The organism is Duganella sp. Dugasp56 (genome assembly GCF_047304105.1).
Taxonomy (GTDB): Bacteria; Pseudomonadota; Gammaproteobacteria; order Burkholderiales; family Burkholderiaceae_D; genus Rugamonas; species Rugamonas hordei.
This window is the reverse complement of the sequence record NZ_JBGLYQ010000034.1, coordinates 1-25,147: the sequence shown is the minus strand read 5'-3', so window position 1 is coordinate 25,147 and position 25,147 is coordinate 1. Positions and strand designations below refer to the sequence as shown.

19 protein-coding genes are annotated in these 25,147 nt (G+C 67.6%); 7 read left to right on the top strand and 12 right to left on the bottom strand.

Translation table 11 applies throughout. The features are described from left to right. Positions 1-77: 77 nt before the first annotated feature. Both ACCD07_RS22360 and ACCD07_RS22355 read right to left on the bottom strand, forming a co-directional pair. Positions 78-596, bottom strand: coding sequence for a CPBP family intramembrane glutamic endopeptidase (locus ACCD07_RS22360; RefSeq protein WP_413448609.1), 519 nt, complete (start codon positions 594-596; stop codon positions 78-80). A gap of 74 nt (positions 597-670) precedes the next feature. Beyond that, the gene (locus ACCD07_RS22355) at positions 671-2,206 is read right to left on the bottom strand and encodes a PAS domain S-box protein (RefSeq protein WP_413448608.1); all 1,536 of its coding nucleotides are present in this window, start codon (positions 2,204-2,206) and stop codon (positions 671-673) included. 216 nt (positions 2,207-2,422) lie between these two features. On the opposite strand from ACCD07_RS22355, the gene ACCD07_RS22350 reads away from it, so the two are divergent. After that, the gene (locus ACCD07_RS22350; protein WP_176651528.1) at positions 2,423-4,351 is read left to right on the top strand and encodes a TonB-dependent receptor domain-containing protein; all 1,929 of its coding nucleotides are present in this window, start codon (positions 2,423-2,425) and stop codon (positions 4,349-4,351) included. Positions 4,352-4,360: 9 nt separating this feature from the next. Here ACCD07_RS22350 and ACCD07_RS22345 read toward each other — a convergent pair whose 3' ends face one another. After that, a complete protein-coding gene (locus ACCD07_RS22345; RefSeq protein WP_413448607.1) occupies positions 4,361-4,693 on the bottom strand; it encodes a hypothetical protein in 333 nt (110 codons plus the stop codon). A gap of 234 nt (positions 4,694-4,927) precedes the next feature. On the opposite strand from ACCD07_RS22345, the gene ACCD07_RS22340 reads away from it, so the two are divergent. Beyond that, positions 4,928-7,159, top strand: coding sequence for an NADP-dependent isocitrate dehydrogenase (locus tag ACCD07_RS22340; RefSeq protein WP_413448606.1), 2,232 nt, complete (start codon positions 4,928-4,930; stop codon positions 7,157-7,159). A gap of 91 nt (positions 7,160-7,250) precedes the next feature. On the opposite strand, the gene ACCD07_RS22335 is transcribed toward ACCD07_RS22340, so the two are convergent. From ACCD07_RS22335 to ACCD07_RS22300, 8 genes are all read right to left on the bottom strand, one after another. Further along, positions 7,251-8,348 (bottom strand): metallophosphoesterase family protein, encoded by a 1,098-nt coding sequence (locus ACCD07_RS22335; protein ID WP_413448605.1) that lies wholly within the window; start codon positions 8,346-8,348, stop codon positions 7,251-7,253. Between the two features lie 9 nt (positions 8,349-8,357). Next, entirely contained in the window at positions 8,358-10,565 is a 2,208-nt protein-coding gene (locus ACCD07_RS22330) for a TonB-dependent receptor (protein WP_413448604.1), read from the bottom strand. Between the two features lie 158 nt (positions 10,566-10,723). Further along, a complete protein-coding gene (locus tag ACCD07_RS22325; protein ID WP_413448603.1) occupies positions 10,724-12,040 on the bottom strand; it encodes an ATP-binding protein in 1,317 nt (438 codons plus the stop codon). Next, entirely contained in the window at positions 12,037-12,699 is a 663-nt protein-coding gene (locus ACCD07_RS22320; protein ID WP_176652111.1) for a response regulator, read from the bottom strand. Before ACCD07_RS22320 ends, ACCD07_RS22325 begins: the two co-directional genes overlap by 4 nt. A gap of 30 nt (positions 12,700-12,729) precedes the next feature. Further along, positions 12,730-13,503 (bottom strand): hypothetical protein, encoded by a 774-nt coding sequence (locus ACCD07_RS22315; protein ID WP_413448602.1) that lies wholly within the window; start codon positions 13,501-13,503, stop codon positions 12,730-12,732. Between the two features lie 157 nt (positions 13,504-13,660). Further along, positions 13,661-16,159: a PAS domain S-box protein gene (locus ACCD07_RS22310; RefSeq protein ID WP_413448601.1), complete on the bottom strand. Its 2,499-nt coding sequence runs from the start codon at positions 16,157-16,159 to the stop codon at positions 13,661-13,663. A 245-nt stretch (positions 16,160-16,404) separates the two neighbouring features. Beyond that, complete coding sequence (locus ACCD07_RS22305) at positions 16,405-17,232, bottom strand: universal stress protein (protein ID WP_413448600.1); 828 nt, start codon at positions 17,230-17,232, stop codon at positions 16,405-16,407. A 23-nt stretch (positions 17,233-17,255) separates the two neighbouring features. Further along, on the bottom strand, positions 17,256-17,657 hold the full coding sequence (locus ACCD07_RS22300) for a bacteriohemerythrin (protein ID WP_176651539.1): 402 nt from the start codon (positions 17,655-17,657) through the stop codon (positions 17,256-17,258). Between the two features lie 158 nt (positions 17,658-17,815). Here ACCD07_RS22300 and ACCD07_RS22295 point away from each other — a divergent pair, with 158 nt between their 5' ends. Together ACCD07_RS22295 and ACCD07_RS22290 are read left to right on the top strand one after the other, a co-directional pair. Continuing rightward, positions 17,816-19,219 carry a bifunctional enoyl-CoA hydratase/phosphate acetyltransferase gene (locus ACCD07_RS22295; protein ID WP_413448599.1) on the top strand — a complete coding sequence of 468 codons (1,404 nt, stop codon included), beginning with the start codon at positions 17,816-17,818 and terminating at the stop codon, positions 19,217-19,219. Further along, on the top strand, positions 19,216-20,424 hold the full coding sequence (locus tag ACCD07_RS22290) for an acetate/propionate family kinase (protein WP_413448598.1): 1,209 nt from the start codon (positions 19,216-19,218) through the stop codon (positions 20,422-20,424). Before ACCD07_RS22295 ends, ACCD07_RS22290 begins: the two co-directional genes overlap by 4 nt. A gap of 25 nt (positions 20,425-20,449) precedes the next feature. On the opposite strand, the gene ACCD07_RS22285 is transcribed toward ACCD07_RS22290, so the two are convergent. Continuing rightward, positions 20,450-22,369, bottom strand: coding sequence for a diguanylate cyclase domain-containing protein (locus tag ACCD07_RS22285; protein ID WP_413448597.1), 1,920 nt, complete (start codon positions 22,367-22,369; stop codon positions 20,450-20,452). A 201-nt stretch (positions 22,370-22,570) separates the two neighbouring features. Between ACCD07_RS22285 and ACCD07_RS22280 the strand changes: the two genes are divergently transcribed. The 3 genes from ACCD07_RS22280 to ACCD07_RS22270 form a co-directional block, all read left to right on the top strand. After that, complete coding sequence (locus ACCD07_RS22280) at positions 22,571-23,413, top strand: universal stress protein (protein WP_413448596.1); 843 nt, start codon at positions 22,571-22,573, stop codon at positions 23,411-23,413. 29 nt (positions 23,414-23,442) lie between these two features. Further along, complete coding sequence (locus ACCD07_RS22275; protein ID WP_413448595.1) at positions 23,443-24,291, top strand: universal stress protein; 849 nt, start codon at positions 23,443-23,445, stop codon at positions 24,289-24,291. Between the two features lie 29 nt (positions 24,292-24,320). Then, the coding region (locus ACCD07_RS22270; protein WP_413448594.1) for a protoglobin domain-containing protein at positions 24,321-25,147 on the top strand (827 nt) is incomplete at its 3' end.

Here is a 25,147-nt window from a genome sequence, read left to right as displayed (position 1 = left end):
AGCATGCATTGTGCTGTCTTGCCGCCGGGCCGGCAATTGTGAAAATCACCAAGGCCAGACATGTTTCTGTACAGGTCCTACTGCAAGCGCTGCCAGACGGCGAAGCTGTTGCCGGCGATGTGCATCAGCATCGTCGGATAGAGCGAGCCGGTGCGCCAGCGGCAGACGCCGTAGAACAGCGCGTCGATGCCGATGAGCAGCATGCCGCGCCAGTCGTACTGTAAATGGAGCAGAGCGAACACCAGCGCCGACACCGCGATCGCCGCAGACGGTCCCCTGGCGCGCCGGACCCGGCCAAACACCAGCCCGCGGAAAAACAATTCCTCGGCGACGGGATAGATCGCCGCGATGAAGGCGATGCGCGCCAGCAGCGCGGCGCCGTCGTATTTGCCGCGCCAGGCGCCCGTTTCGTCGGGCACGCCCAGCAGCGGGCCGGCATATTCCACCAGCACGCTCAGCGCGGCAAAACCGAGCAGCCACAACAGCGCGGGCCGGGCCGCGGGCGGCTGCAGGCCGAGGTCGGCGTCCGCCCGCAAGTGCATGCGGCGCGCGCCCAGCGCGGTGAAGCCGATGAGCGCCACCGGTGTAATAGCCATGAGGAAATATGGATGCATGCCGAAATATAAACCATATACCCATGGTTCGGCACCAGTCCATCGAAAAAAGCCCTTTAGCCGGGCTGCGCCGCGCCGAGTGTCTTGATGAGGTCGCTAAGCCGGTAAGGCTTGGCGATCAGGTCGAAGTTATCGGCGGACGCTTTGCCGCCCTCCAGCGCGGACTGGTTATAACCCGACGCCAGGATCACCCGGATGGCGGGGAATTCCTGGCGCACGATGTGCGCCAGGTCGACGCCGCTCATGCCGGGCATCACCACGTCGCTGAACAGGATGGCGATATCGGAATGGCGGCGCAGCGTCTCCAGCGCCTGGGGCCCATCGTTGGCCGACAACACGTCGTAGCCCAGATGGCTGAACAGGCCGATCGCCGTCTCCAGCACATCCGGCTGATCGTCCACCAGCAGCACCTTTTCCGCTGCAAACTCGTGGCTGGCCGCGAGCCTGTCCACCGGCAGTTCGACGGCCGGGAAGTACAGCTCGATGGCCGTGCCTTCGCCCACGCGTGAATCGATCTTCAGGCCGCCCTGGCTTTGCTGCGCCAGTCCATATACCTGGCTCAGCCCCAGCCCGGTGCCCTTGCCCACCTCCTTGGTGGTGAAGAACGGCTCGACCGCGCGCAGCTGCGTTTCGGGCGACATGCCTTCGCCGGTATCCCTGACCACGACCCGCACGTAGGCTCCCGCCGGCAGCTGCTCGACCTCGCCGGCCTCCAGCTGCACGGCCGCCGCGTCGACCTGCACCACGCCGCCGTCGGGCATGGCGTCGCGCGCGTTGACCACCAGGTTCAGCAACGCCGCTTCGAACTGGGTGACGTCGATCATGGCCGGCAGTACTTCCGGCTGCAGTTGCAGTTGCAGCCGCATGCCGCTCGGCACAGCGCGCCGCAGCACAGCCTCGAACGAGCGGATGATGCGGCCGATGTCATGCGTCTCCTGCAGCAGCGGCTGCTGCCGCGCGAACGTCAGCAGCTGCTGTATCAGCGAGGCGCCGCGCTGCGCCGCCCGCTCCATCGTGTCCAGCGTCTTGGCGCGGATCGCCGGATCGGGCGCCACCCGCAGCAGATCGAGGCCGTTCATGACGACATTGAGCAGATTGTTGAAATCGTGCGCGATGCCGCCGGTGAGCTTGCCGACCGCCTCCAGTTTCTGGGATTGAAACAGCACCTCGCGCGCGCGCTCCAGCTCCTCGGCGGCGTTGCGCCGCTCGGTGATGTCGCGCGTGATCTTGGTAAAGCCGAGCAGTTCGCCCGCGTCGTCCCGGATCGGATCGAGCACCACGCTGGCCCAGAACCGCGTGCCGTCCTTGCGCACGCGCCAGCCTTCGTCCTCGAACTTGCCCGACGTGCGCGCCAGTTCGAGCGCCCGCGCGGGGCGGCCACGTGCCTGCTCCTCGTCGGTGTAAAACACGGAAAAGTGGCGGCCGATGATTTCCTCGGGATGGTAGCCCTTGAAGCGCTGCGCGCCGGCGTTCCAGGTGACGACGATGCCTTCCGGCGACAGCGTGTAGATGGCGTAATCGGTGACGCTGACGATGAAGTGGCGAAAACGCTCGGCTTCCACATCCACAACGGACAAGCTGTTTTGCTGCATGACGATCCTTAATCCCGGGTAAAGCGGTGTTCTCTGCGATAGATTCTACGTGAGAAGCCATCACGGCCCGGAAAAGCGCGGCCTCAATCGTTCGTCCTGGACAAAGCGCGCCGAACGTCCAAATACTTTTCATTACCGTTGTTTATGCTACACAACTATGCAGTCCCCGCGATGCCTGACAGTATAATTTTTTCAGGGTTGCTACCAAGGAAAAGTATGCGCGATAACTGCATCGGTCTGGTATTTGCGATGACCGCGGTGGCCGTGAGCCCGGCCACCGCCGCCCCGGGGGATGCCATGCCGACGGTGGCCGAACTGGCCAACCTGTCGCTGGAGCAACTGGGCAACGTGATCATCACGTCGGTATCGCGCCAGGCCGAGCGGCTCGGCGACACCCCGGCCTCGGTGTACGTGATCAGCGCCGCCGACATCCGCCGCAGCGGCGTGCGCTCGATACCCGAAGCGCTGCGCCTGGCGCCCAACCTGCAAGTGGCCAAAACCGACGCCCGCAACTATGCGATCACGGCGCGCGGCTTCAACAATGTGCTCGAGAACAAGCTGCTGGTGCTGATCGACGGCCGCAGCATCTACAGCCCGCTGTTCTCCGGCGTGTTCTGGGACGCCCAGGACGTGGTGATGGAAGACATCGAACGCATCGAGGTCATCAGCGGACCGGGCGCCACCATCTGGGGCGCCAACGCCGTCAACGGCGTCATCAACATCATCACCCGCGGCGCGCGCGACACCACCGGCGGACTGGCCAGCGCCGCCGCCGGCGAGCACCAGCGCGACGGCGCGCTGCGCTACGGCGGCGCACTGGGCGATGACGGCCACTACCGCGTCTACGGCAAGAGCATGCAGGCCGACGACACCTACAACGCCAAGGGCGTCAACACCGTCACCGGCTGGCATCGCGCGCAGGCCGGCTTCCGCGCCGACTGGCAGCGCGGCGACACCGGCGCGACCGCCTCGGGCGACGTCTACCACGGCCAGCTGGGCCAGCTCGGCACGCCGAACATACGGATCGCCGGCGCCAACCTGCAGGGCAGCGTCACCCGCAAGCTCGACGGCGACGCCAACCTGCGCCTGACGCTGACCCTCGACCATACCGAACGCAACCAGCCGAACGCCTACGAGGATCACCTCGACACGGTGGACCTGGAGCTGCAGCACGGCACCCGCATCGGCGACAGCCACATGCTGGTGTGGGGCGGCGGCTACCGCTATGCGTGGGACACGGTGGTCAACTTCAAGTACGGCTTCCTGCCGGGCAACCTCAATCTGCACTGGGGCAATGTGTTCGTCCAGGATGAAGTCACGCTGGCGCCCGGGCTCAAGCTGACCGGCGGCGTCAAGTACGAGCATGACAGCTACAGCGGCGGCGACTACCTGCCCAGCCTGCGGCTGGCCTGGACTCCGGCGCCGGACAGCCTGCTGTGGAGCGGCCTGACGCGCAGCGTGCGCGCGCCGTCGCGCTTCGACCGCGACCTGTACATACCGAGCACGCCGCTGATCGTCGCCGGCAAGCCCTTCTTCATCCTCGGCGGCGGCCCCGCCTTCCAGTCGGAAGTGGCCAGGACGGCCGAACTGGGCTACCGGGCGCAGCCGCGCCCCGAATGGTCGTACTCGGTGACCGCTTACCACACCGACTACACGCGCCTGCGCACGATGGAGCCGCAGCCGGCCGGCAGCGGCGCGGCGGCGCGGTTCAGCAACATGGGCCGGGGCACCGTCAGCGGCGTGGAAGCCTGGGGCGTCTGGCAACCGCTGCCCACCTGGCGCGCCAACGCCGGCCTGGTGCTGCAGCGTGTGCACACCAGCCTGCTGCCCGGCAGCAAGGACGCCAGCGGCAACGATGGCCTGGCCACCACCGATCCGGCCCGCCATTGGCTGCTGGGGTCGTCGCTCGACCTGAGCGAGCGCCTGACGCTGGACCTGCACCTGCGCCACAACAGCAGCCTGCCGAAACCGTCGGTGCCCGCCTATACCGAGCTGAACATGCAGCTGCTGTGGCGTCCGCGCGCCGACATCGACGTCGCGCTGATCGGCCAGGACCTGCTGCATCCCAGCCATGTGGAATATGGCGACGTCAACCGCAGCGTCTTCGAGCGTACCGTGCTGCTCAAGCTGAGCAAGCGCTTCTGAGCGCCGCCGCTATTGCTCCGGGACCGGCGTGCGCGGCCGCGAGCGGCGCTCGGGGAACGGGAACGCCACCACCTCGCCCCACGCCGCGCAGGCGGCGATCAGCTTGAGCGCCGCCATCTTTTCCGGGAACTCCACGTCCATGGCCTGGGCCAGGGTCTTTTCCCTGGTCGGCAGTTCGGTCGTGAACAGGCCGTCTATGATCAGCAGGCGCAAGCCGCGGATTTGCAGTTCGCGCGCGATGGATTCCTGGCTTGAACTCTCGGCAAGCACGTTGCCGCCGGCGCTGAGCGTCATGTGCAACACGCCGTCACGACGCGAAAACACCACTTCTGCGGTCTGCATACTCTTTCCCCTGTAAAACTCTTTGACATCGATGCAACTATATTGCCACCAAGAAATTACAAGCGTGTGACAGCGCCTGCGCCGTGCGCCAAAGCGGTGCAAACGGCCCTAGGTGTAGCGGATTCCACCACAATTAGGCGGAACAGTCTAAAATATGCACTTGGGCAAAGAAGGCGGCAACGCCGACACACACCAGTTAACCATCAGGCAACGACCGCATAAGAGGGAATCAGCATGGCAATACAGAAATCAAAAATCATCTACACACTGACTGATGAGGCGCCCCTGCTGGCGACTTATTCCCTGCTACCAATTATCAAAAAGTTCACCGCGCCGGCAGGCGTCGACGTGGTTGCCAGCGATATTTCCGTGGCGGCCCGCGTGCTGGCCGAGTTCCCGGAATTCCTGACCGACGAACAAAAAGTACCGAACACCCTGGCCGAACTGGGCGCACTGACCCAGCTGGCGGACACCAACATCATCAAGCTGCCGAACATCAGCGCCTCCGTTTCCCAGCTGGTGGCCTGCGTGCGCGAGCTGCAAAGCCGCGGCTACAAGCTGCCGGACTATCCGGAAGATGCCAAGACCGACGCCGACAAGGCGCTCAAAGCCCGCTACGGCAAGTGCATCGGCAGCTCGGTCAATCCGGTGCTGCGCGAAGGTAACTCCGACCGCCGCGCGCCGAAGGCGGTCAAAGAGTTCGCCCGCAAGAACCCGCACTCGATGGGCGAATGGAGCCAGGCTTCGCGCACCCACGTCTCGCACATGCACCATGGCGACTTCTACCACGGCGAAAAATCGCTGACCTTGACCCAGGCCCGCGACGTCAAGATGGAACTGCTGACCACGTCCGGCAAGACCATCGTGCTGAAGCCGAAGGTTTCGCTGCAGGCCGGCGAGATCATCGACAGCATGTTCATGAGCAAGAAAGCGCTGCTGGAGTTCTACGAGAAGGAAATCGACGACGCGTTCAAGACCGGCGTGATGTTCTCGCTGCACGTCAAGGCGACCATGATGAAGGTGTCCCACCCTATCGTGTTCGGCCACTGCGTGCGCATCTTCTACAAGGAAGCGTTCGCCAAGCACGCCGCGCTGTTCGATGAACTGGGCGTCAACGTCAACAACGGCATGGCCAACCTGTACGAGAAGATCGAAAAGCTGCCGGCGTCGCAGAAGGAAGAAATCCTGAAGGACCTGCACGCCTGCCACGCCAACCGTCCGGAATTGGCCATGGTCGACTCGGCCAAGGGCATCACCAACTTCCACTCGCCGAACGACATCATCGTCGACGCGTCGATGCCGGCCATGATCCGCATCGGCGGCAAGATGTGGGGCGCCGACGGCCGTCCGAAGGACGTCAAGGCGGTCATGCCTGAATCGACCTTTGCCCGCATTTACCAGGAGATGATCGGCTTCTGCAAATGGCATGGCAACTTCGATCCGAAGACCATGGGCACCGTGCCCAACGTCGGCCTGATGGCCCAGCAAGCCGAGGAATACGGCTCGCACGACAAGACCTTCGAAGTGTCCGAAGGCGGCATCGCCAACATCACCGACCTGGCCACCGGCGAAGTGCTGCTGACGCAGACGGTTGAAGAAGGCGATATCTGGCGCATGTGCCAGGTCAAGGACGCGCCTATCCGCGACTGGGTCAAGCTGGCCGTCACCCGCGCCCGCAACTCCGGCATGCCTGCCGTGTTCTGGCTGGACAGCTATCGTCCGCACGAGAACGAAGTGATCAAGAAGGTCCAGGTCTACCTGAAGGACCACGACACCAAGGGCCTGGACATCCAGATCATGTCGCAGACCCGCGCCATGCGCTACACGCTGGAACGCGCCTTCCGCGGCCTGGACACCATCTCGGTGACCGGCAACATCCTGCGCGACTACCTGACCGACCTGTTCCCGATCCTGGAGCTGGGCACCAGCGCCAAGATGCTGTCGATCGTGCCGCTGATGGCCGGCGGCGGCATGTACGAGACCGGCGCCGGCGGTTCGGCACCTAAGCACGTCAAGCAGCTGGTGGAAGAAAACCACCTGCGCTGGGATTCGCTGGGCGAGTTCCTGGCCTTGGCCGTGTCGCTGGAAGACATGGGCATCAAGACCGGCAACGCCAAGGCCAAGATCCTGGCCAAGACGCTGGACGAAGCCACCGGCAAGCTGCTGGACAACAACCAGTCGCCATCGCCGCGCACGGGCGAGCTGGACAACCGTGGCAGCCACTTCTACCTGTCGCTGTACTGGGCGCAGGCGCTGGCCGCGCAAAACGACGACGCCGAGCTGAAGGCGCACTTCGCGCCGCTGGCCAAGGCGCTGGCCGAGAACGAAGGCAAGATCATCGGCGAGCTGAAGGATGTACAGGGCAAGCCGATGGACATCGGCGGCTACTACTATCCTGATCCGGCGAAAACCGCGGCGGTCATGCGTCCGAGCAGCAGCTTCAACGCGGCGCTGGACACCATCTAACGCAGACGCCTGACGTTCTCGTCAGCGCAGGGGCGGCCACATGGCCGCCCCTTTTTTTCACCAGGCGTTTTCGCCGGCGGCCGCTGACGGTTCACAAATCCAGCGACTTCAGGCGCGCGGTCTTGCCATAGTGTTCGTCGAAGCCGTAGACGTCGACGTGCACCTTGCCGCTGGCGTGGATGCGCGCCACGGCCCAGGCGTACATCCGGTCGCGTGGGACGCCGTCGCCCGGCTTGGCGCTGAACGGCGAACCGCCCGAGCCGACCATCACCTGCCATGCGCTGCCGCCGCTGGCCCTGGCCGGCTGCTGCGCGTTGAAGATGTGCTGGTGGCCGCAGAAATACGTCGCGCCGAACTGCTCCATCACATCCCAGAACGCCTTGGCGTTGTCGGGGTAGATATCCATGCCGTCCGGTTCCATGCCGTCCTTGAAGAAGTAGGTGTAGGCCGGCTTGTGGCCGAAGGCGAAGAAGCGCTTGGCGCCGCGCGCCCTGGCCTGGCGGAAGTCCTCCGCCAGCCAGTTGGCCGGGCCGTGGCCGTCGTTGCCGACCGGGTCGGTGTTGATGACGGCGAAGTGGCTGCCGCCCGCGTCGAAGGAGTAGCTGAGCTGCGACTGGCTGCTCTGGATCTGGTCCGGGCCGCCGACGGCGGGCGCGTTGGCCGGATCGAAGGCCGTGGCCTCGATGCCGGTGACTTCCTTCCAGCGCGCGGTATCGAGTATCAGGTCGCCCATGTTCTCGCGCCACAGCTGCTCGTTCCCGGGACGGGCGATCTTGACGGTCTTGCCGCCGGCATCCTTGCCCTTGTGCTGCATCTCGTGGTTGCCGCTGACCGGCACCACGTAGGTACCGGCCTCCATCAGGCCGGCCACCATGCCCCGCCAGTAGGCGTACTGGCGGTACAAGGTCGGCTTGTCGTCGGTGTAACCCATGATCATGTCGCCGTTGAAGAACAGCGCCTTGGGCCGGGCGGCCTGGATCTCGCGCAGGATGCGCGCCAGGGCCCGGGTGTTCTGCAGGTAGACCTTGTCCTGGCGGGTTGCGGCGCTGTCCGGATCGGCGCGCGAGTCGCCCACCGTGGCGAACGACATCACGACCGGATCGGCAGGCCTGGCCGCCTGCGCCAGGCCCAGCGCCATCAGCAGCGCGGCGCCTGCGGGCAGGCGGTACAGCGAAGCACGAAGTCTCATGCCGGCGCCTTAGAAATCGGCGCTCAGCGACAGCGTCCAGCTGCGCTCCGGCACAAAGGTGTACTGGTCGAAGGCCACGCCCTTGCTGTTCGGCGAGATCGAGGTCGCATCCTGCTTGTCGAACAGGTTGTTGACGCCGACCTGCGCCTTGACCGCCTTGACCGGGCCGTTCAGGCGCCAGCGGTAGCCCAGCGTGAAGTCGGCCACCGTGTAGGCGCCGAGCTGGTAGGCGGCCGGCTCGCCGTCCTTGGCGTACTGGCTGCCGACGTTCTTGGCGATCAGCGAGCCATACAGGCCGTGATCCTTGTACAGCAGGCCGAGGGCGGAAGTCGACTTCGGCACCTTGGAAATCTGCAGGCCGGTGTCCTTGGCCTCGGCCTTGTTGAGCGAGCCGTTGGCGTGCAGCGAGTAGCCGTGGCCCAGGTACCAGGTGGCCGACGCTTCGATTCCCTTGTACACCACGCCGCCCTGGTTGTAATAGACCAGGTCATTGCCGGTGCCGGTGGAGGCGATCTTGTTGTTGAAGTCGATGTAGTAGATGTCGGCGTCCAGCGTCAGGTTCTGCGACTGGTGCACGGTGCCCAGCTGGTAGTTGGTCGAGGTCTGCGGCTTGGGCGTGCTCAGGTTCGGGTTATTCACATAGAACATCGACAGGTCCGGCACCAGGAAGCCGCGCGCGGTCTGGGCGTACGCGGACCAGTTGCCGTTGATGGCGTAGTTCGCGGTCAGGAAAGGCAGCGTGGTGTTGTAGGTCTGGTCGGCGTTGGTCGCGATGCGCGTGCCCTGGTTGACGGCGGCGTCCAGCGAGCGCTTGAAGTTGACGTACTTGACGCCGGGCGTGACGGTCCACGCGGGCGCCACCGCCCATTCAAACTCGACGAACGGCTGGTACTGCGTCCACGACGACTTCTGTTCGTACGAAACGTTCTTCGGCGCGCTCGCCTCCTTGGGGTTGGGCGCGTTCAGCGTCCAGTCCAGGTCATAGATATGGCGGTTGGTGTTGGAGGTTTCCAGCCACAGGCCGGCGCGCAGCAGGCCGGCCTGCAGGCGGTTGGTGAGCTTGACGATGTCGCCGTTGACGCGGTAGGAATTGAGCTTGTTGTAGCCGGGGACGTCCTTGTTGCCGGCGGCGGCGGCCTTGGTGCCGTTGGCCGTGGCGCCGCTGGCGTCCTGGCCGGAGAAGGTGTTGTTGTCGTAGGCGTAGGTGTAGAGCGTGTTGTCCAGCGCCCAGCCGCCGCCCAGCTTGGACTGCAGGCGGATGTATTCAAAGTCGGTACGCTTGTCGTTGTAGTTGTAGGCGTAGTAGTTCTGGCTGGCCGGATCGTTATTCAGCGAATAGTTCTTGCCGAACTGCGCCACCTGGCTCAGCGTCACGCCGCCCTTGTCCGGCACGTAGCTGTGGATCTTGTTATAGGTCGAGAACAGCGTCAGCGTGGTGTCCGCCGCCAGCGGCACCTGGAACTTGAACTGGTAATTGTCCTCGGTGACGCCGCTGTAGGTCTGGTAGCCGTCGCTGGTCAGGCGCGAGGCGTTGAACATCATGCGCGCATCGTGGAAGCCGGCCAGCGCGCCGCTGTCGACTTCCGCGCCCAGGATCTTGGTATTCCACGAGCCGTAGGTGGCGTAAGGGCTGAAGCGGAAGTCCTGCGCCAGCTCCTTGGAGTACAGGTTGATCGAGCCGCCGAAGGTGGCCTGCCCCAGGTTGCTGGCATTGCCCGGGCCGCGCTCGATCACCATGCCGCCGATGATGCGGGCCGGGAAGTAGGAGGTCGAGTGGTGGGTGGGATTGTTGGTGTCGCCGAACGGAATGCCGTCGTAGGTGATGTTGTATTCGCCGTCCTGGAAGCCGCGCAGCGTGACCTTGGATTCGCCCAGGCCGGGACCGTTGGCGGAAATCCCGGAACCGATGCTCGGCGCGATGCGCGCGACCGCGTTGAAGTCGGCCAGCGGCGTCACCGCCTGCTCGATGAAGGTCGCGGTGATGACCGACTGCGGTTGCGTGGCCTGCAGCGAGGCCTGCACCGGCGCGCGGTTGGCGATATTCGAACCGGTAACCACCACGCGGCTTTTGATCGCCTCCGCGTCCAGCGCGGTATTCGATTCGGGCACGATATCGGTGGAGTTTTGCGCGCCGGCGTCGCCGGACATCAAGGCCAGCGCCATCAACACGTGCGCGGACATCGCGGAGAGGACCAGCTGCTGCTTGTTGTTCTTCATGTGACTTTCCAGTTTTGGTGGGGTAAAAACCGGCAAGTCTAAAAAGTGAATATGACAAGCTGATGAATCGTTTAAACAATATACACCTTGATACAACAGGCTTCCCTCGATTTTCAGCAACCAAAAACGCGGTGGCGGCCAGCCTAGCAGAGCGATTGTTAACGCTGAATTAAAGCCTGTCGCGGGAACAGCACCGTCACGCTGAGGCCGCGTCCGGCTGAACTGTCGGCCAGCCGGATCTCGGCCTTGTGGTGGTCGGCGATGTTGCGCACGATGGACAGGCCAAGGCCGCAGCCCCAGGCGTCCTGGCCGTCCGGGCGGAAGAAGCGGTCGAACAGCCGCGCGCGATATTGCTCCGGCACGCCGGGACCGTTGTCGCGCACCCGCAGCAGCGGCAAGCCGTCTTCATGCGCCGCCTGCAGGTCCACCCGGCCGCCCTGCTGGGTATAGCGCAGCGCGTTGTCGACCAGGTTATTCAGCAGCACCCGCAGGCCGTCGGCATCGGCCTCGATCAGCACCTGCGCCGGCGCCTCCACGCCCAGGTCGATGCCGCGGCTGTCGGCCAGCGCGGAATGATCGGCCACCGCCGCTTCCAGCAATCGTCCCAGGTCGACCGGCAGCAATTGGGTCGCCGCCAGCGCCGTCTCGTGGCGGGCAAGGCTCAGCAGCTGGCGCACCAGATGGGTGCCGCGGTCCAGCCGCTCGTGCAGCCTGGCCAGCGCCGCGTCGCGCGCCTCGTCGCTGTCGGCACGCTCCGCCAGTTGCAGCTGCAGCTTGAGCGCCGTCAGCGGCGAACGCAGTTCGTGCGCCGCATCGGCGACAAAGGTGCGCTGCGCCGTCAGCGCCTGGTCGAACTTGTGCATCAAGCCATTCAGCGCCAGCACCACCGGACGCAGCTCGGGCGGCATGTCGTCCACCATCAGCGGCGTCAGCGTGGCCGGGGAACGCACCGCCACCGCGTGCGCCAGCCGGTGCATCGGCTTCAGCGCCCGCCCCACCACCGCCACGATCAGCAGCGCGAGGACCAGCGCAAACGCCAGCAGCGGCGCGCCGGCGCGCAAGGCCATGTGCGCCGCCAGCCGGTCGCGCGCCGCCATCGGCTGCGCCACCTGCACGTAGCGGTCGTGCCGGCTGTCGCCGTACAGGCGCCAGCGCTGGCCATCCACCGTGGCAGCCGAAAAGCCCTGGATCGCATAGCGCGGCAGCTGCCGCGTGCCCGGCGATACGTGCAGCAGCCTGCCGTCCCGGTCCCAGCCTTGCAGCACAAACTCTTCTTCAGGATCTTCCGGCGCCGGCAGGCCGGTATCCGGCGCGAACTCGTGCGGCAGGGCGGTAGCCAGCTGGCGCAGCTGCAGGTCGGCCAGCTCGTTGGTTTCCTGCAGCAGCGAGCGGTACAGCGACGCGCCGGCGCCCGCCACGCACAGCAGCGTGGCGCCCAGCAGGCCTATCAGCAACTGGCGGCGGATGGTCGTCACGGCGTCGCCGGGATCTTGTAGCCGACGCCGCGGACGTTCTTGATGAAGTCCGCGCCGAACTTCTTGCGCAGGTGATGAACGTAGACATCGACGGTGTTGCTTTCCACCTCGGCGTTCCAGCCGTACAGCTTGTCCTCCAGCTGGGCCTTGGAGACCACGCTGCCGGGATTGTCCAGCAAGGCGCGCAGCACGGAAAACTCGCGCGCCGACAGCTTGACCTGCTGGCCTTCGAAGGTCGCCTCATGGCTGGCCAGGTTCAGCGTCAGCGCGCCGTGCTCGACGACGGAACGGGTGCGGCTGACGCGCCGGCGCAGCAGCGCGCGGACGCGCGCCAGCAGCTCGTCCAGGTCGAAGGGCTTGACCAGGTAGTCGTCGGCGCCGGCGTCCAGTCCCTCGACGCGGGCCGGCGTGCCGTCGCGCGCGGTGATGATCAGCACCGGCAAGTCGGCGCCGCGCGCACGGGCGGCGCGCAGCACGTCCATGCCCCGCTTGCCCGGCAAGCCCAGGTCGAGCAGCATCAGGTCGTAGGCCATGCCGGCCAGCGCCAGCTCCGCATCGCGGCCGTCGCGCACCCAGTCCACGGCGTAGCTTTCGCCACGCAGGCCGTCCTCGATGCTCTCACCGATCATCGGATCGTCTTCCACCAGCAGCAAACGCACCACGCCACTCCCATGCCATCGAAAATACCGTCATCTTACCTTGTGCGATGCGGCGGATCGATTTCCTGAAGTGGCCACCAGCGTTGCGATGATCGCCAGGAACGCCATGCTGGTGTTCACCGTGCCCCAGCCCACGCCGCCGTAATCGGGCGACTGCGACAGCAAGTCGCCCAGCGATGCCCCGAGCGGACGGGTGAGGATATACGCCAGCCAGAACGTCAGCAATGGATGGATGCCCTGCTTGCCCGCCCCAAAAATGACCAGGATCAGCGCGCCGAAGGTCACCACGCCCAGGCGGAAGTCCAGGCCCAGCGCCTGGGTCGCCAGATTGCCGGCGGCCGTGCCGAGCGCAAAGGTCAACAGGATCGCGGCCCAGTAAAACAATTCCCGGCGCCGCGTGACGATGGTCTGGATCGCCAGCGTGTGCTCGCTGCCATGCCACAGGTTGAACACGACGCCGAGCATGATGCTGAAGCCCGCCGTGCTGGCGTACAGGCTGACGCCGAGGCCATCGGTGAGCGCATCGGTGATCTGCGTGCCGACCACGCTGAGCAGGACCACGGTCAGCCAGTACGCCCACGGCACGTAGCGCGGCTGGCGCAATTGATACAGCAATGCCGCCGCCAGCAGCGCAATCATCAGCGCGGCGGCAGGCGCCGTGCCCAGCCCCGCGGGCACGGCCAGATAGTCGGCGCCGGTCTCGCCCACCGTGGTCGACAGGATCTGGATCAGCCAGAAAGCCAGGCTTACGCGCGGCACCTTGTTGAGCAGTTGCCGGCTGGGGCTGTCAGGAACGGGATGCATGCGGTGGCTCCGGGGTCGGTGCAAAGGCGCCATTACACCGCGGCGACAGTTAAAGCTGAGTTAACAACGAGACAACGTTAAAAAATTACAACGCTATCGGCCGCACTACATTGCATGCAGCGCCACCTGCCGGCGCCGCTGCGCGCCTTCGTCGACTTCATCCTGGCTGGACAACGCTCAGCCGGGCGGCGTGCTGCAGCGCCACGTCCAGCGCATCCATGAACTCGCGCACCATGATGGGCTTGGTCAGGTAATTGAAGAAGCCGGCGTCGATGCCTTTTTCTATGTCGCGCGGCATGGCGTTGGCCGACAAGGCGATCACCGGGATGTGCGAGGTGGCCGGATCGTCGCGCAGCATCTGCAGCGCGCCGTAGCCGCTCAGGCCCGGCAGGTTGATATCCATCAGGATCACGTCCGGCCGGTTTTGCTTGGCCAGCAAGATGCCGAGATGTCCCGTCACCGCGGTCAGCAGCAGCAGATCGTCGCGCCGCGCGATCAACTGCTCCACCAGCGCCAGGTTGGCCGGGTTGTCCTCCACGTACAGCAGCGTGCGGGGGCGGTCGCTTTCCGTCTCGGTGGCCAGGCCGTCGCCGTGGGCCGGCGCGACGCCCGGGATTTCCGCTTCCAGTCCGGGCAGCTCCGACGCCAGCAGGTCGAACCAGAATTCGCTGCCCACGCCGACGGTGCTGTCGACGCCGATGGTGCCGCCCATCAGCTCGATCAGCTTCTTGGTCACCACCAGGCCTATGCCGGTGCCCTCCTCGGCGCCGGCTTCCTGGCCAAGCCGGTTAAACGGCTGGAACAGGTGTGCCAGCTTGTCCGGCTGCAGGCCGGCGCCGGTATCCGTCACGCTGACGCGGATGTGGCCGTCGGCGTCGTGCTCGCAGCCCACCGTCACGGTGCCGCCGGCGCGGTTGTATTTGATGGCGTTCGACAGCAGGTTGACGATCACCTGCTTGACCCGGGTCCGGTCCGCGTGCACGAAGAACAGGCTCTCGAAGCTAGGGAAGCGCAGCTCGATGCCACGCTGCTCGGCCTGCGGCGCCATCATGGCCTTGCAGTCGAGCAGCACCTCGGTCAGCGACATCGCCTCCTTGGACAGGCCGACCTTGCCCGATTCGATCATCGCCAGGTCGAGGATTTCATTAATCAGGCGCAGCAAATACCAGCCGGCCTGCAATATCTGGTCGATCGAGATTTTCTGCTCGATGGACGGCGGCGGCGTATCGGAGGCCATCAGCTGCGCGAAGCCGAGCACGGCGTTGAGCGGCGTGCGCAATTCATGGCTCATGCTCGACAGGAACTCGGACTTGGCCAGGTTGGCTTTTTCCGCCGCCGCCTTCGCGCTTGCCAGTTCGACATTGTTTTCCTGCAGCTTGTGCTCGAAATGCTTGCGGTCGGTGACGTCGCGCGCCGCCGCGAACACGCCCTGCAGCTTGCGGTCGCGGTCGTGGAAGGTGGAGGCGTTGAACGACACCACCGTTTCCAAGCCTTCGCGCGACAGCGCCGTCAGCTCGTAATTGGTCAGCTTGCCCTCGCGCAGCACGCGCGAGATGCCCGCCTGGGCCAGTGCCGGATCGGTGAAGTAGTTCTTGAACGGCGCGCCGATCAGTTCATCGCGGGTGCAGCCGGTCAGCGACTCCATCTGCTGGTTGACGTCGGTGATGATGCCGCGCGGGTCGGTCGCCATCAGCGCGTCGATGTTCGACTCGATCAGCGAGCGGGTGTAGAACTGCTGGTCGCGCAGCCGCTGGTCGAGCAGCGCCTGCTCGGCTTCGACCTGCTTGCGCACGGTGTTGTCGGTGCCGATCAGCAGGTAGCCGATAATGTCGCCCTGGTCGTCGCGCAGCGCCGTCACCGACACCATGGCGGGGAAGCGGCTGCCATCCTGGCGGATATAGGTCAGCTCGTAGATGTCCTCGATGCCGCGCGAGGCCTTGAACACCAGCGCCTCGAAGCCCGGCGTGATCGGCGTGCCCAGCTCGATGCTCAGCGTATGGGCGCGCGCGATCACCTCCAGCGGATCGGAAATATCGGCCGGGGTGATCTTGTTCATCACGTCGGCGGCCTTGTAGCCCAGCATGCGCTCGGCGCCGACGTTGAAAATCTGGATCACGCCCTGCGCATCGGTGGCGATGCTGGAGAAGTTGGCGCTGTTGAAGATCGCGTTTTGCAGCGCGCCGGCCTTCTGCAACGCCTCCTCGGCGCGCTTGCGCGCGGTGTTGTCGGTGCCGATCAGCAGATAGCCGATGATGGTTTCCTGGTCGTCGCGCAGCGCCGTCACCGACACCATGGCCGGGAAGCGGCTGCCGTCCTGGCGGATATAGGTCAGTTCGTAGATATCCTCGATGCCGCGCGAGGCCTTGAACACCAGCGCCTCGAAGCCCGGTGTGATCCGTGTGCCCAGTTCCAGGCTGAGCGCGGCGGCGCGCGCGATCAGCTCGCGCGGATCGGAAATGTCGGCCGGGGTGATCTTGTCCATCACGTCGGCGGCCTTGTAGCCCAGCATGCGCTCGGCGCCGACATTGAAAATCTGGATCACGCCCTGGGCGTCGGTGGCGATGCTGGAGAAATTGGCGCTGTTGAAAATGGCGTCCTGCAGCGCCCCCGCCTTCAATAGCAGTTGCCCATCGTACAGCGAGCGGTCGACGATCAAGATATTTCTCCCCGGTGTCACATAATGGAATTGGCACGAGCATCCGTTGCGCATGGCGGCGCGGGGCGGAGGTCGTGAAAGAAGTGCGTTATGAGCAACAGCTAGGCGGTGGAGGCCGAGGCAACCCGCAGTGCGCATGCGGGCTGAATGATGGGACGTCGCGAAGTATGGAGATAAAACCTGTAACTTGTGCCCACAATAGCACAGTGTGGGCTCCGAGTCGTGAAGTGGTTTGCCGCCGACAGTCAGCGCGTCATCAGCACCGGCAGCGTCATGCGGTTCAGTATGCTGCGCGTGGCGCCGCCCAGCAGCAGTTCGCGGAAGCGCGTGTGTCCGTAGCAGCCCATCACCAGCAGGTCGGCATCGACCTCGGCCGCCAGCGACAGCAGGCCCTCGCCGACGTCGTCGGCCTGGCGCACCACCACGTCGAGCTTGACGCCGTGACGCGCCAGATAAGCGCCCAGGTCGGCCCCGGGCTGCTGGCCGTGCGCGCCGTACACCTGTTGCGGATTGAACACCGCCAGCGTCACCAGCGCCGCCTTCCGCAGCAGCGGCAGCGCGGCGGCGATGGCGCGGCTGGCCGCCATGCCGCCGTCCCAGGCCAGCAGCGGCCGCTCGCCGAGGCGCTCGACGCTGCCCTCGCGGGGGATCACCAGCACCGGCCGCGGGCAATGCAGGATCAGCTCCTGCGGCAAACTGTCGTCCGCAGGGTGGCCGTGGCCGGCCTGGCCGACGACGACCAGGTCGCAATAGCGCGACTGCAGTACCAGGCTGTCGATCATGCTGTCGTCGCTCAGGCGCACTTCAGACGACGCCACGCCCAGCCCGGTGGCCGTGGCGGTGAACTGGTCCAGCGCCTGCCGGGCCGGCTCGATCAGCCCGCTCAAGTCTTGCGGCAGCAGCGGGATGCCGGCCGCCGCCGCATTGCACTCATACATCAGCGGGTTGATGCCCGTGCTGGCCAGGCCGACCAGATGGGCCTGTTCGGCGATGGCGATGCGGCTGGCGCAAGCGGCTATGTGGCCGGCGCGCGCCGACGCTCCGGCGTGCACCAATATCGTCTTGTATGACATATTTGCTCCTCGGTGTGTGATCGCTACGACGCGGCGCCCGCCGGCGCGGCCTGCCCCATCGCCTGCAGCGCGATGGCCAGCGCGGTATCGGCGGTGGCCAGGTGCAGTTCGAACCACGGCAGGATCAGGCCGGCGGCCTTGCGTCCGGCGGCGATGTCGCCCGGCTCCAGCCCGTGCAGCGTGGCCAGCACCCGGGCGTGCTGTTCGCGGTGCGAGCAGATCGCCGGATAATCGATCGCCTCCATCAGCGACTCCTCCAGCCGGAAATCCTCCTCCAGCGCGTCGGTCAGCCGCGCCATGCCGGCCTCGAATTGCTCGTCCGGCCCGTCCAGCAGCTGCTTGACCTGCTCGGCCAGGGCCTGGTGCGCCTCGTCGAACAGCGGGATCCCCAGCGCCATGTCGGCGCTCCAGCCTGTCGTTTCCATGATGTCCTCCGCAATCGCGATCCTTGGTGGTCGATGCAACGATTATGGTTGGCCGGGGTTCCGGCTGTATTTGATCCAGATCAAATACTTCGGCTATCCCGCTCACTACACTGCCTCGCAAGCCTTCCGTTCCGGCAGCGCACCTTTGCGGGCATCCCATGAATGAATCCGACGACACCATACAAAACATCACCTACGACGAGTTAAGCGTCGGCCAGAACGCCCGCCTGAGCCGCCGCCTGACCAAGGAAGACATCCTCGCCTTCGCCGCGGTCTCGGGCGACGTCAACCCCGCCCACGTCGATCCGGAATATGCCGATCACACGCTGTTCCATGGCGTCATCGCGCACGGCATGTGGGGTGCGGCGCTGATCTCGCGCCTGCTGGGCACGGCCCTGCCCGGCCCCGGCACGATTTACCTGGCGCAGACGCTGCAGTTCCTGAAGCCGGTGCGCATCGGCGACGAGCTGCGCATCACCGCCACGGTGACGGCCAAGGATGACGTCAACAAGCATGTGCTGCTCGATTGCGAAATCAAGAACCAGACCGGCGCGGTGGTGCTGACCGGCGTGGCCACCGTCATCGCCCCCGGCGAGAAGGTGCGCCGGCCGCGCGCCCAGCTGCCCCAGCTGAACCTGTCGCAGGCGCACACCCACTACGCCGGCCTGCTGGCCAGGGCCGCCCCGCTGGCGCCGCTGCGCTGCGCCGTGGTCCACCCGTGCGACGGCCCATCGCTGTGCGGCGCGCTGGACGCGGCGCAGCACGGCCTGATCGTGCCGCTGCTGATCGGGCCGCGGGAGCGGCTGCGCTCAGTGGCCGAGGCCGCCGGCCGTTCGCTGGAAGGCGTCACGCTGGTCGACGTTCCGCACAGCCACGCGGCGGCCGCGCGCGGGGCCGCGATGGCCGCCGCCGGCGAGGTCGACATGATGATGAAGGGCAGCCTGCATACCGACGAGCTGATCGCCGCCGTGCTGGCCGAGCCGGCGCTGCGCACCGCGCGCCGGCTGACCCATGTGTTCCATACCGAAGTGCCGCTGTACGACAAGGTGCTGCTCATTTCCGACGGCGCGCTGAACATCCAGCCTACGCTGCTCGACAAGGTCGACATCGTGCAGAACGCCGTCGACCTGGCGCACGTGCTGGGCATCGCCGAGCCGCGGGTCGCCATCCTGTCGGCGGTCGAGACGGTGACGCCGAAGATGCCGTCGACATTGGACGCGGCCGCCCTGTGCAAGATGGCCGAGCGCGGCCAGATCCACGGCGCGCTGCTCGACGGCCCGCTGGCCTTCGACAACGCCATCTCGCCGTCGGCCGCGCGCGCCAAGGGCATCGTCTCGACGGTGGCCGGCCACGCCGACATCCTGATCGCGCCCGACCTGGAGGCCGGCAACCTGCTGGCCAAGCAGCTCGAATACCTGGCCGGCGCCGCCGTCTGCGGCGTGGTGCTGGGGGCGCGCGTGCCGATCGCCCTGACCAGCCGCGCCGACGGCGCCGCCGCCCGCACCGCCTCGGCCGCGCTGGCGCTGCTGCTGGCGCACAGTTACCGGCAGCAGCGGCCATGAGCGACTACCGCCGCGTGGTGCTGGCGGTCAACGCCGGCTCCTCTTCGCTCAAGTTCGCGCTCTACCCTTGCCGTGGCGGGCACACCCAGGCGGCCATCCTGAGCGGCGTGGCGGAAGGCCTGGAGCCCGGCGGCCAGCCGCAGGTCAGCCTGCACGCGCCGGCCTCGGACGCGCAGCCGGCGCCGCTGGCGTCCGGCGACGGCGACCCGTTCGAACGGGCGCTGCGGCGGCTGCGCACGCTGCTCGACGAGCACGCCGGGCCGGTGCGGCTGGCGGCGGTGGCGCACCGCATCGTGCACGGTGGCGAGCGCCATGCCGCCTCGATCCGCCTCGACGACGACGCGCTGGCCTACCTCGACACGCTGGCGCCGCTGGCGCCGCTGCACCAGCCGCACAACCTGGCGGCGGTGCGGGCCTGCCGCCGCGCCTATCCCGACGTGCCGCAGATCGGCTGCTTCGACACCGGCTTCCACGCCAGCCTGCCGGCCGAGGAACAGCTGTTCGCGCTGCCGCAGGCGCTGCGCGCCGAGGGCATCCGCCGCTACGGCTTTCACGGCCTGTCCTACCGCTACCTGGCCGCCCGCCTGGCGACGCTGACGCGGCGCGCCGCCGGACGCGTGCTGATGGCGCACCTGGGCAACGGCGCCAGCGTGTGCGCGATGCGCGCCGGCCGCAGCATCGCCACCAGCATGGGCTTTTCCGCGCTGGACGGCCTGATGATGGGCACCCGCAGCGGCGCCGTCGATCCCGGCGTGCTGCTGTACCTGCTGCGCCAGGGCTGGAAGCCGCAACGCATCGAGAACCTGCTGTACCGCGAGTCCGGTCTGCTGGGCGTGTCCGGCCTGTCGGCCGACATGCGCACGCTGCGCGCCAGCGGCACGGCGGCCGCGCGCCAGGCCATCGCGCTGTTCGAACACCGGCTGGTGCAGGCCTGCGGCGCGCTGACGGCGTCGCTGGAAGGCCTCGACCTGCTGGCCTTCACCGGCGGCATCGGCGAGCACGACGCCGCCCTGCGCCGGGACGCCTGCGCCCGTTTGCGCCACCTGGGCGTGGTGCTCGATCCGGCCCGCAACCTGGCGGCCGACGGCCGCGCCGCCTTGCCCATCCATGCGGCCGGCAGCGCGGTCGAGGTGTGGGTGGTGCCCACCGACGAAGGCCGCGTCGCTGCGGCCGACGCGGCCGCGCTGGTGGAGGGCGGTCCTTGAAGCGCGCACGGCGCACGCCGGCGGCCTAGCCGACGCCGGCCTCGCGGTAGCAGTCGCGGCCGGCGTGCTTGGCCGCATACATGGCGTCGTCGCTAAGCCCCAGCAATTGCTCGGGGGTGGCGCCGTCGCGCGGGAAGAAGGCCAGGCCGATGCTGGCCGACACCCCCACGTGACGGCCGCTGGCCAGCCGGATCGGCGCGCGCACCGAGTCCAGCGCGCGCTCGACCACGGCCACCGCCTCGTGCTCGGCGCCCAGCTCGGCCAGCACCAGCACGAACTCGTCGCCACCCAGCCGCGCCACCGTGTCGTTGGCGCGCACCGCCTGCAGCAGCCGGGCCGCCACCGCGACCAGCACGGCGTCGCCGGCCTCATGGCCGCAACTGTCGTTGACGGCCTTGAAACCGTCGAGGTCGATCGAGCAGACCGCCAGCAGATGACCGCTGCGCGCGGCGACGGCCAGCCCCTGGGTCAGGCGGTCGCGCAGCAGGCGCCGGTTCGGCAAATGGGTCAGCGGATCCAGGTAGGCCAGCTGCTCGACCTGGTCCTGGCGCAGCCGCTGCTCGGTGATGTCGCTGAAGAAGGCGATGTAGTGGAGCAGCGTGCCGTCCGCGCCGGTCACCGCGCTGAGCGACAACTGCGCGGCGAACAGGCTGCCGTCGCGGCGCCGGTCCCAGATCTGGCCGTGCCAGTGGCCGCGCGCGTCCAGGCTGCGCCAGATGCCCTGGTAGAACGCGGCATCGTGCTTGCCGGACTTGAGCAGCCGCGGATTCTGGCCGATCAGCTGCTCCCGCGTATAGCCGCTCATGGTCTCGAACGCCCGGTTGACCTCGATGATGGCGTGGTCGGGGCCGACGATGAGGATGCCGTCGGCGATGGCGCCGAACACGCTGGCCGCCAGCGCCACCCTGGCGTCGGCCCGTTCGCGCGCCTGCTGCAGCCGGTTGAACTGGCGCGCCAGCAGCCGGATCTCCGCCGGTCCCTCCGGCGTGGCGCGGGCGCCCGGCGCGCCCGCCGCCGCCAGCGCGGTGGCCCGGCGCAGGCTGCGCAGCGACGCCAGCGCGCGATGCAGCAGCGCCCACGCCAGCAGGCAGGCCAGCAACATGGCGGCGGCGATCTGGCCGCCGATCAGGCGCAGGCGCTCGCCCACTTTCTGGCGCAGCAGATCGCGTGGAATGAACACGGCCACCGTGCAGCCGCTGACGGCCGAACGGCTGTAGCCGACGAACGACGGCGTTCCCTCCAGCGTCGCGCTGACGAACATGCCTTCGGCGCTGGTCTGCATGGCGGTGAGCAGGTCGGCGATGGCGGGGTGGCCGACATAGCGCGCGGCGGCCGTCGAGCGTCCCACCAGCACGCCGCCGGGCGCGATCCAGGCGCCGATCCAGCCGTCGGCCAGCTGGTCGCGCACGGCGGCGGCAAACAGCGGCGCCGCCGCCTCCTGGTACACCAGCACGCCGGCCGGACCGCCGCCGGTCGTCGTCAGCGCCACCGCGACCGCCACCTGCGGCACGGCCGCCGGCACGCAGGCGCTGGCCGGCGCGGCGCCGGGGCCCAGCTGGCGCAGCAACGGCGCCAGCGCGGCCGGCGACAGCCCGGCATCGGCCGCCGCCGTGGTGAACTGCGGCGCGCCGCCGGCGTCAAGCAGCGTCGCCGCCGCCCCGGCGGGCAGCGCGGCCAGCAGCCGGCGCCGGCCCGCGCCGTCGGGCTCACCGCTGGCCGGCAGCGCGGCCGCCAGCACCGCCGCGGTCGAGCGCATGCGCGCCATCGACTGGTCCAGTTCACGCGACAGCCCCCTGGCCGCCAGCAGGCTGCTGCCTTCGAGCTGGGTTTCCCCGCGCTGGTTCAGCAACAGCAGCACCACGCCGCCGATCAGCAGGCCGGGTAGCAGCAGCAGCAGCAGCAGCAGCGCGAAATACACGCTCAGGCTATTGCAGCGGGTAAGCATTTTTTCTCCCATTTGGCCTGTCCGGGCTCTACCTCAAGCGTAGGCAGCGGGACCGCGAAAAAAAATGCGCCAGATCAAATAATGGTGGAATGGCGGCCGATCCGGCGAAGTTTGATCCAGATCATAAAATTTGAAGATAGGCTTTGATAGCCTGAAGATTCCCGCATCCCGTGGCCCTGCCGCCATTTGAAGGAGTCTGCCATGTCATACAAAACCATCCTGGTCCATGTCGACCAGTCATCCCACGCCGCAACGCGCATCGCACTGGCCGCCCAGCTGGCCGCCAGCCAGGACGCGCACCTGATCGGCGCGGCGCTGACCGGCCTGACCATGGAGTATTACCGCAACAGCGGCGCGACGTTCGCCGGGCCGCTGCCGCAGGAGGAACTGGACGAGATCACGCGCCGCGGCGAACAGGCGCTCGAGCGCTTCGAGGCGCAGGCGCGCGCCGCCGGCGTCAGCTACGAGCGCCGCTACAGCGACGACGAACCCGAAGTCGGCCTGGTGCTGCAGGCGCGCTACGCCGACCTGGTGGTGCTCAGCCAGACCGATCCCGCCACCGAAGGCCTGGCCATGCTGCGCAAGCTGCCCGAGTACGTGGCGCTGTACGGCGGCCGGCCGGTGCTGATGGTGCCGTACGCCGGCACCTTCCCGCACCTGGACCGCCACGCGCTGGTGGCCTGGGACGGCAGCCGCGCGGCCACCCGCGCCGTCACCGACGCGCTGCCGCTGTTGCGCAAGAGCGCGCGCACCACGCTGGCGCTGTTCAATGCCGAGCGCCAGTACGGCGTGCACGGCGAACAGCCGGGCGCCGACATCGCGCTGTTCCTGGCGCGCCACGGCGTCAAGGTCGAGGTGCTGCAACAGACCACGGCGCCCGGCATGGACGTCGGCAACGCGCTGCTGTCGCTGGCGGCCGACGTCGGCGCCGACCTGCTGGTCGCGGGGGCCTACGGCCACCAGCGCTGGCGCGAGATGGTGCTGGGCGGCGTCACGCGCCGCTTGCTGCAATCGATGACGCTGCCGGTGCTGATGTCGCACTGACGCGCCGCCCGCCACCAAGGAGTGCCGCCATGTCCTACCGTTCGATCCTGGTGCACGCCGACCAGACCCCGGCCGCCGCCGCCCGCATGGCGCTGGCGGTACGCCTGGCGCTTGCCTGCGGCGCGCACCTGACGGCGCTGGCCTGCACCGGCCTGTCCCGCTTCACGCCCTTGAGCGACCCGCTGCGGCAAGGGCCGCTGGTGCCCGAACAGCTGCAGCGCTGGCGCGACCAGGCGCAGACCAGCCTGGCCGCGTTCGACACCATCGCGCGCCGCGCCGGCCTGCACGCGGCCACCTCGCGGCTGGCCGATGACGCCCCGGAGGATGCCCTGCTGCTGCAGGCGCCCTATCACGACCTGCTGGTGCTCGGCCAGACCGACCCGCAGGCGGCCACGCCCGGCGCCATCCGCGACCTGCCGCAGGAGCTGCTGCTCAACTGCGCCCGGCCCCTGCTGCTGGCGCCGTGCAGGCCGGCGGACGACGGCGATGCCGAAGGTCCCCTGCGCCATCCGCTGCTGGCCTGGGACGGCAGCCGGCAAGCCGCGCGCGCCATCGGCGACGCGCTGCCGCTGCTGAAACTGGCGCAAAAGGCGACACTGCTGGTGCTCAACGCCGAAGCGCGAGCGGACCGGCATGGCGCCGAACCGGGCGCCGACATGGCCCTGTTCCTGGCGCGGCACGGCGTGCGCGCCGAGGTGATGCGCGAATTCACGACCGCCGATATCGGCGACGCGCTGCTGTGCGTGGCCGCCGAACTGCGCTGCGACCTGCTGGTCATGGGCGGCTACGGCCATCGTCGCGCGCGCGAGACGCTGCTGGGCGGCGCCACCCGCACCGTACTGCGCGACATGACGCTGCCGGTGCTGATCGCCCATTAACCTCATGAACAACGACCCGAAAGGCGTGCATGACCGAAACCACCGATGACCTGGACCGCAGCGCCGGCGACATGATGCCGTCCCCCGGCGAGATCGCGCTGCGCCTGCGGTATCTGGAATTGGGCGCCGACGACCTGGCGCTGCTGCGCCGCATCCATCCGCTGCTGCAGCCGCGCCTGGAGCCCGTCATCGAAGCGTTTTACACGCATCTGCTGAGCATGCCGGTGCTGCGGCCGCTGCTGGGCGACGGCGCGGCGCTGGCGCGGCTGCGCCGGGTCCAGGCCGGCTACTTCCGCTCGCTGACCGCCGGCGACTACGGCGACGACTACGTGCGCAACCGCCTGCGCGTGGGGCTGGTGCACCAGCGCATCGGCCTGGCCCCGGTGTGGTACCTGGGCGGCTACCGCAAATACCTGACCGACCTGGCGCCGGTGCTGCGCGAGCTGCTGCGCGACAGCCCCGACACCTTCCTGCCCACCTATGGCGCGCTGTTCAAGGTGGTCAACTTCGACATGAGCCTGGCGCTCGACACCTATATCCAGGCCGGCCGCCGCAAACTGCTGGGGCTGAAGAACTACTCGGAGCAGATCATCAGCAGCATGCCGTCCGGCGTGATGGTGGTCGACGGCGGCGGCGCGGTGCGCACCGTCAACCAGGCCATGCTCGGCATACTGGGCGGGCAGCGCGGCGGCGCCGGCCTGCGCTACGACGAACTGGTCGGCGCTTCGGCGCGGGGGGCCCGGCGGGCCCCGGGGGGGGGGCCCCCCCCCCCCCCCCCCCCGGCGGCGCCCGCGCCCGACTGGACCAATACCGGCAACATCACGCTGGCGTCCGACTATCTGTTCCGCGGCATCTC

Excerpts from the sequence above, each read along its gene's own strand:
- ACCD07_RS22285 (WP_413448597.1), bottom strand. The coding sequence starts at position 22,369 with ATGCTTACCCGCTGCAATAGCCTGAGCGTGTATTTCGCGCTGCTGCTG.
- ACCD07_RS22350 (WP_176651528.1), top strand. The coding sequence starts at position 2,423 with ATGCGCGATAACTGCATCGGTCTGGTATTTGCGATGACCGCGGTGGCC.
- ACCD07_RS22305 (WP_413448600.1), bottom strand. The coding sequence starts at position 17,232 with ATGTCATACAAGACGATATTGGTGCACGCCGGAGCGTCGGCGCGCGCC.
- ACCD07_RS22360 (WP_413448609.1), bottom strand. The coding sequence starts at position 596 with ATGGCTATTACACCGGTGGCGCTCATCGGCTTCACCGCGCTGGGCGCG.
- ACCD07_RS22355 (WP_413448608.1), bottom strand. The coding sequence starts at position 2,206 with ATGCAGCAAAACAGCTTGTCCGTTGTGGATGTGGAAGCCGAGCGTTTT.
- ACCD07_RS22330 (WP_413448604.1), bottom strand. The coding sequence starts at position 10,565 with ATGAAGAACAACAAGCAGCAGCTGGTCCTCTCCGCGATGTCCGCGCAC.
- ACCD07_RS22315 (WP_413448602.1), bottom strand. The coding sequence starts at position 13,503 with ATGCATCCCGTTCCTGACAGCCCCAGCCGGCAACTGCTCAACAAGGTG.
- ACCD07_RS22295 (WP_413448599.1), top strand. The coding sequence starts at position 17,816 with ATGAATGAATCCGACGACACCATACAAAACATCACCTACGACGAGTTA.
- ACCD07_RS22335 (WP_413448605.1), bottom strand. The coding sequence starts at position 8,348 with ATGAGACTTCGTGCTTCGCTGTACCGCCTGCCCGCAGGCGCCGCGCTG.
- ACCD07_RS22280 (WP_413448596.1), top strand. The coding sequence starts at position 22,571 with ATGTCATACAAAACCATCCTGGTCCATGTCGACCAGTCATCCCACGCC.
- ACCD07_RS22300 (WP_176651539.1), bottom strand. The coding sequence starts at position 17,657 with ATGGAAACGACAGGCTGGAGCGCCGACATGGCGCTGGGGATCCCGCTG.
- ACCD07_RS22290 (WP_413448598.1), top strand. The coding sequence starts at position 19,216 with ATGAGCGACTACCGCCGCGTGGTGCTGGCGGTCAACGCCGGCTCCTCT.
- ACCD07_RS22345 (WP_413448607.1), bottom strand. The coding sequence starts at position 4,693 with ATGCAGACCGCAGAAGTGGTGTTTTCGCGTCGTGACGGCGTGTTGCAC.
- ACCD07_RS22275 (WP_413448595.1), top strand. The coding sequence starts at position 23,443 with ATGTCCTACCGTTCGATCCTGGTGCACGCCGACCAGACCCCGGCCGCC.
- ACCD07_RS22340 (WP_413448606.1), top strand. The coding sequence starts at position 4,928 with ATGGCAATACAGAAATCAAAAATCATCTACACACTGACTGATGAGGCG.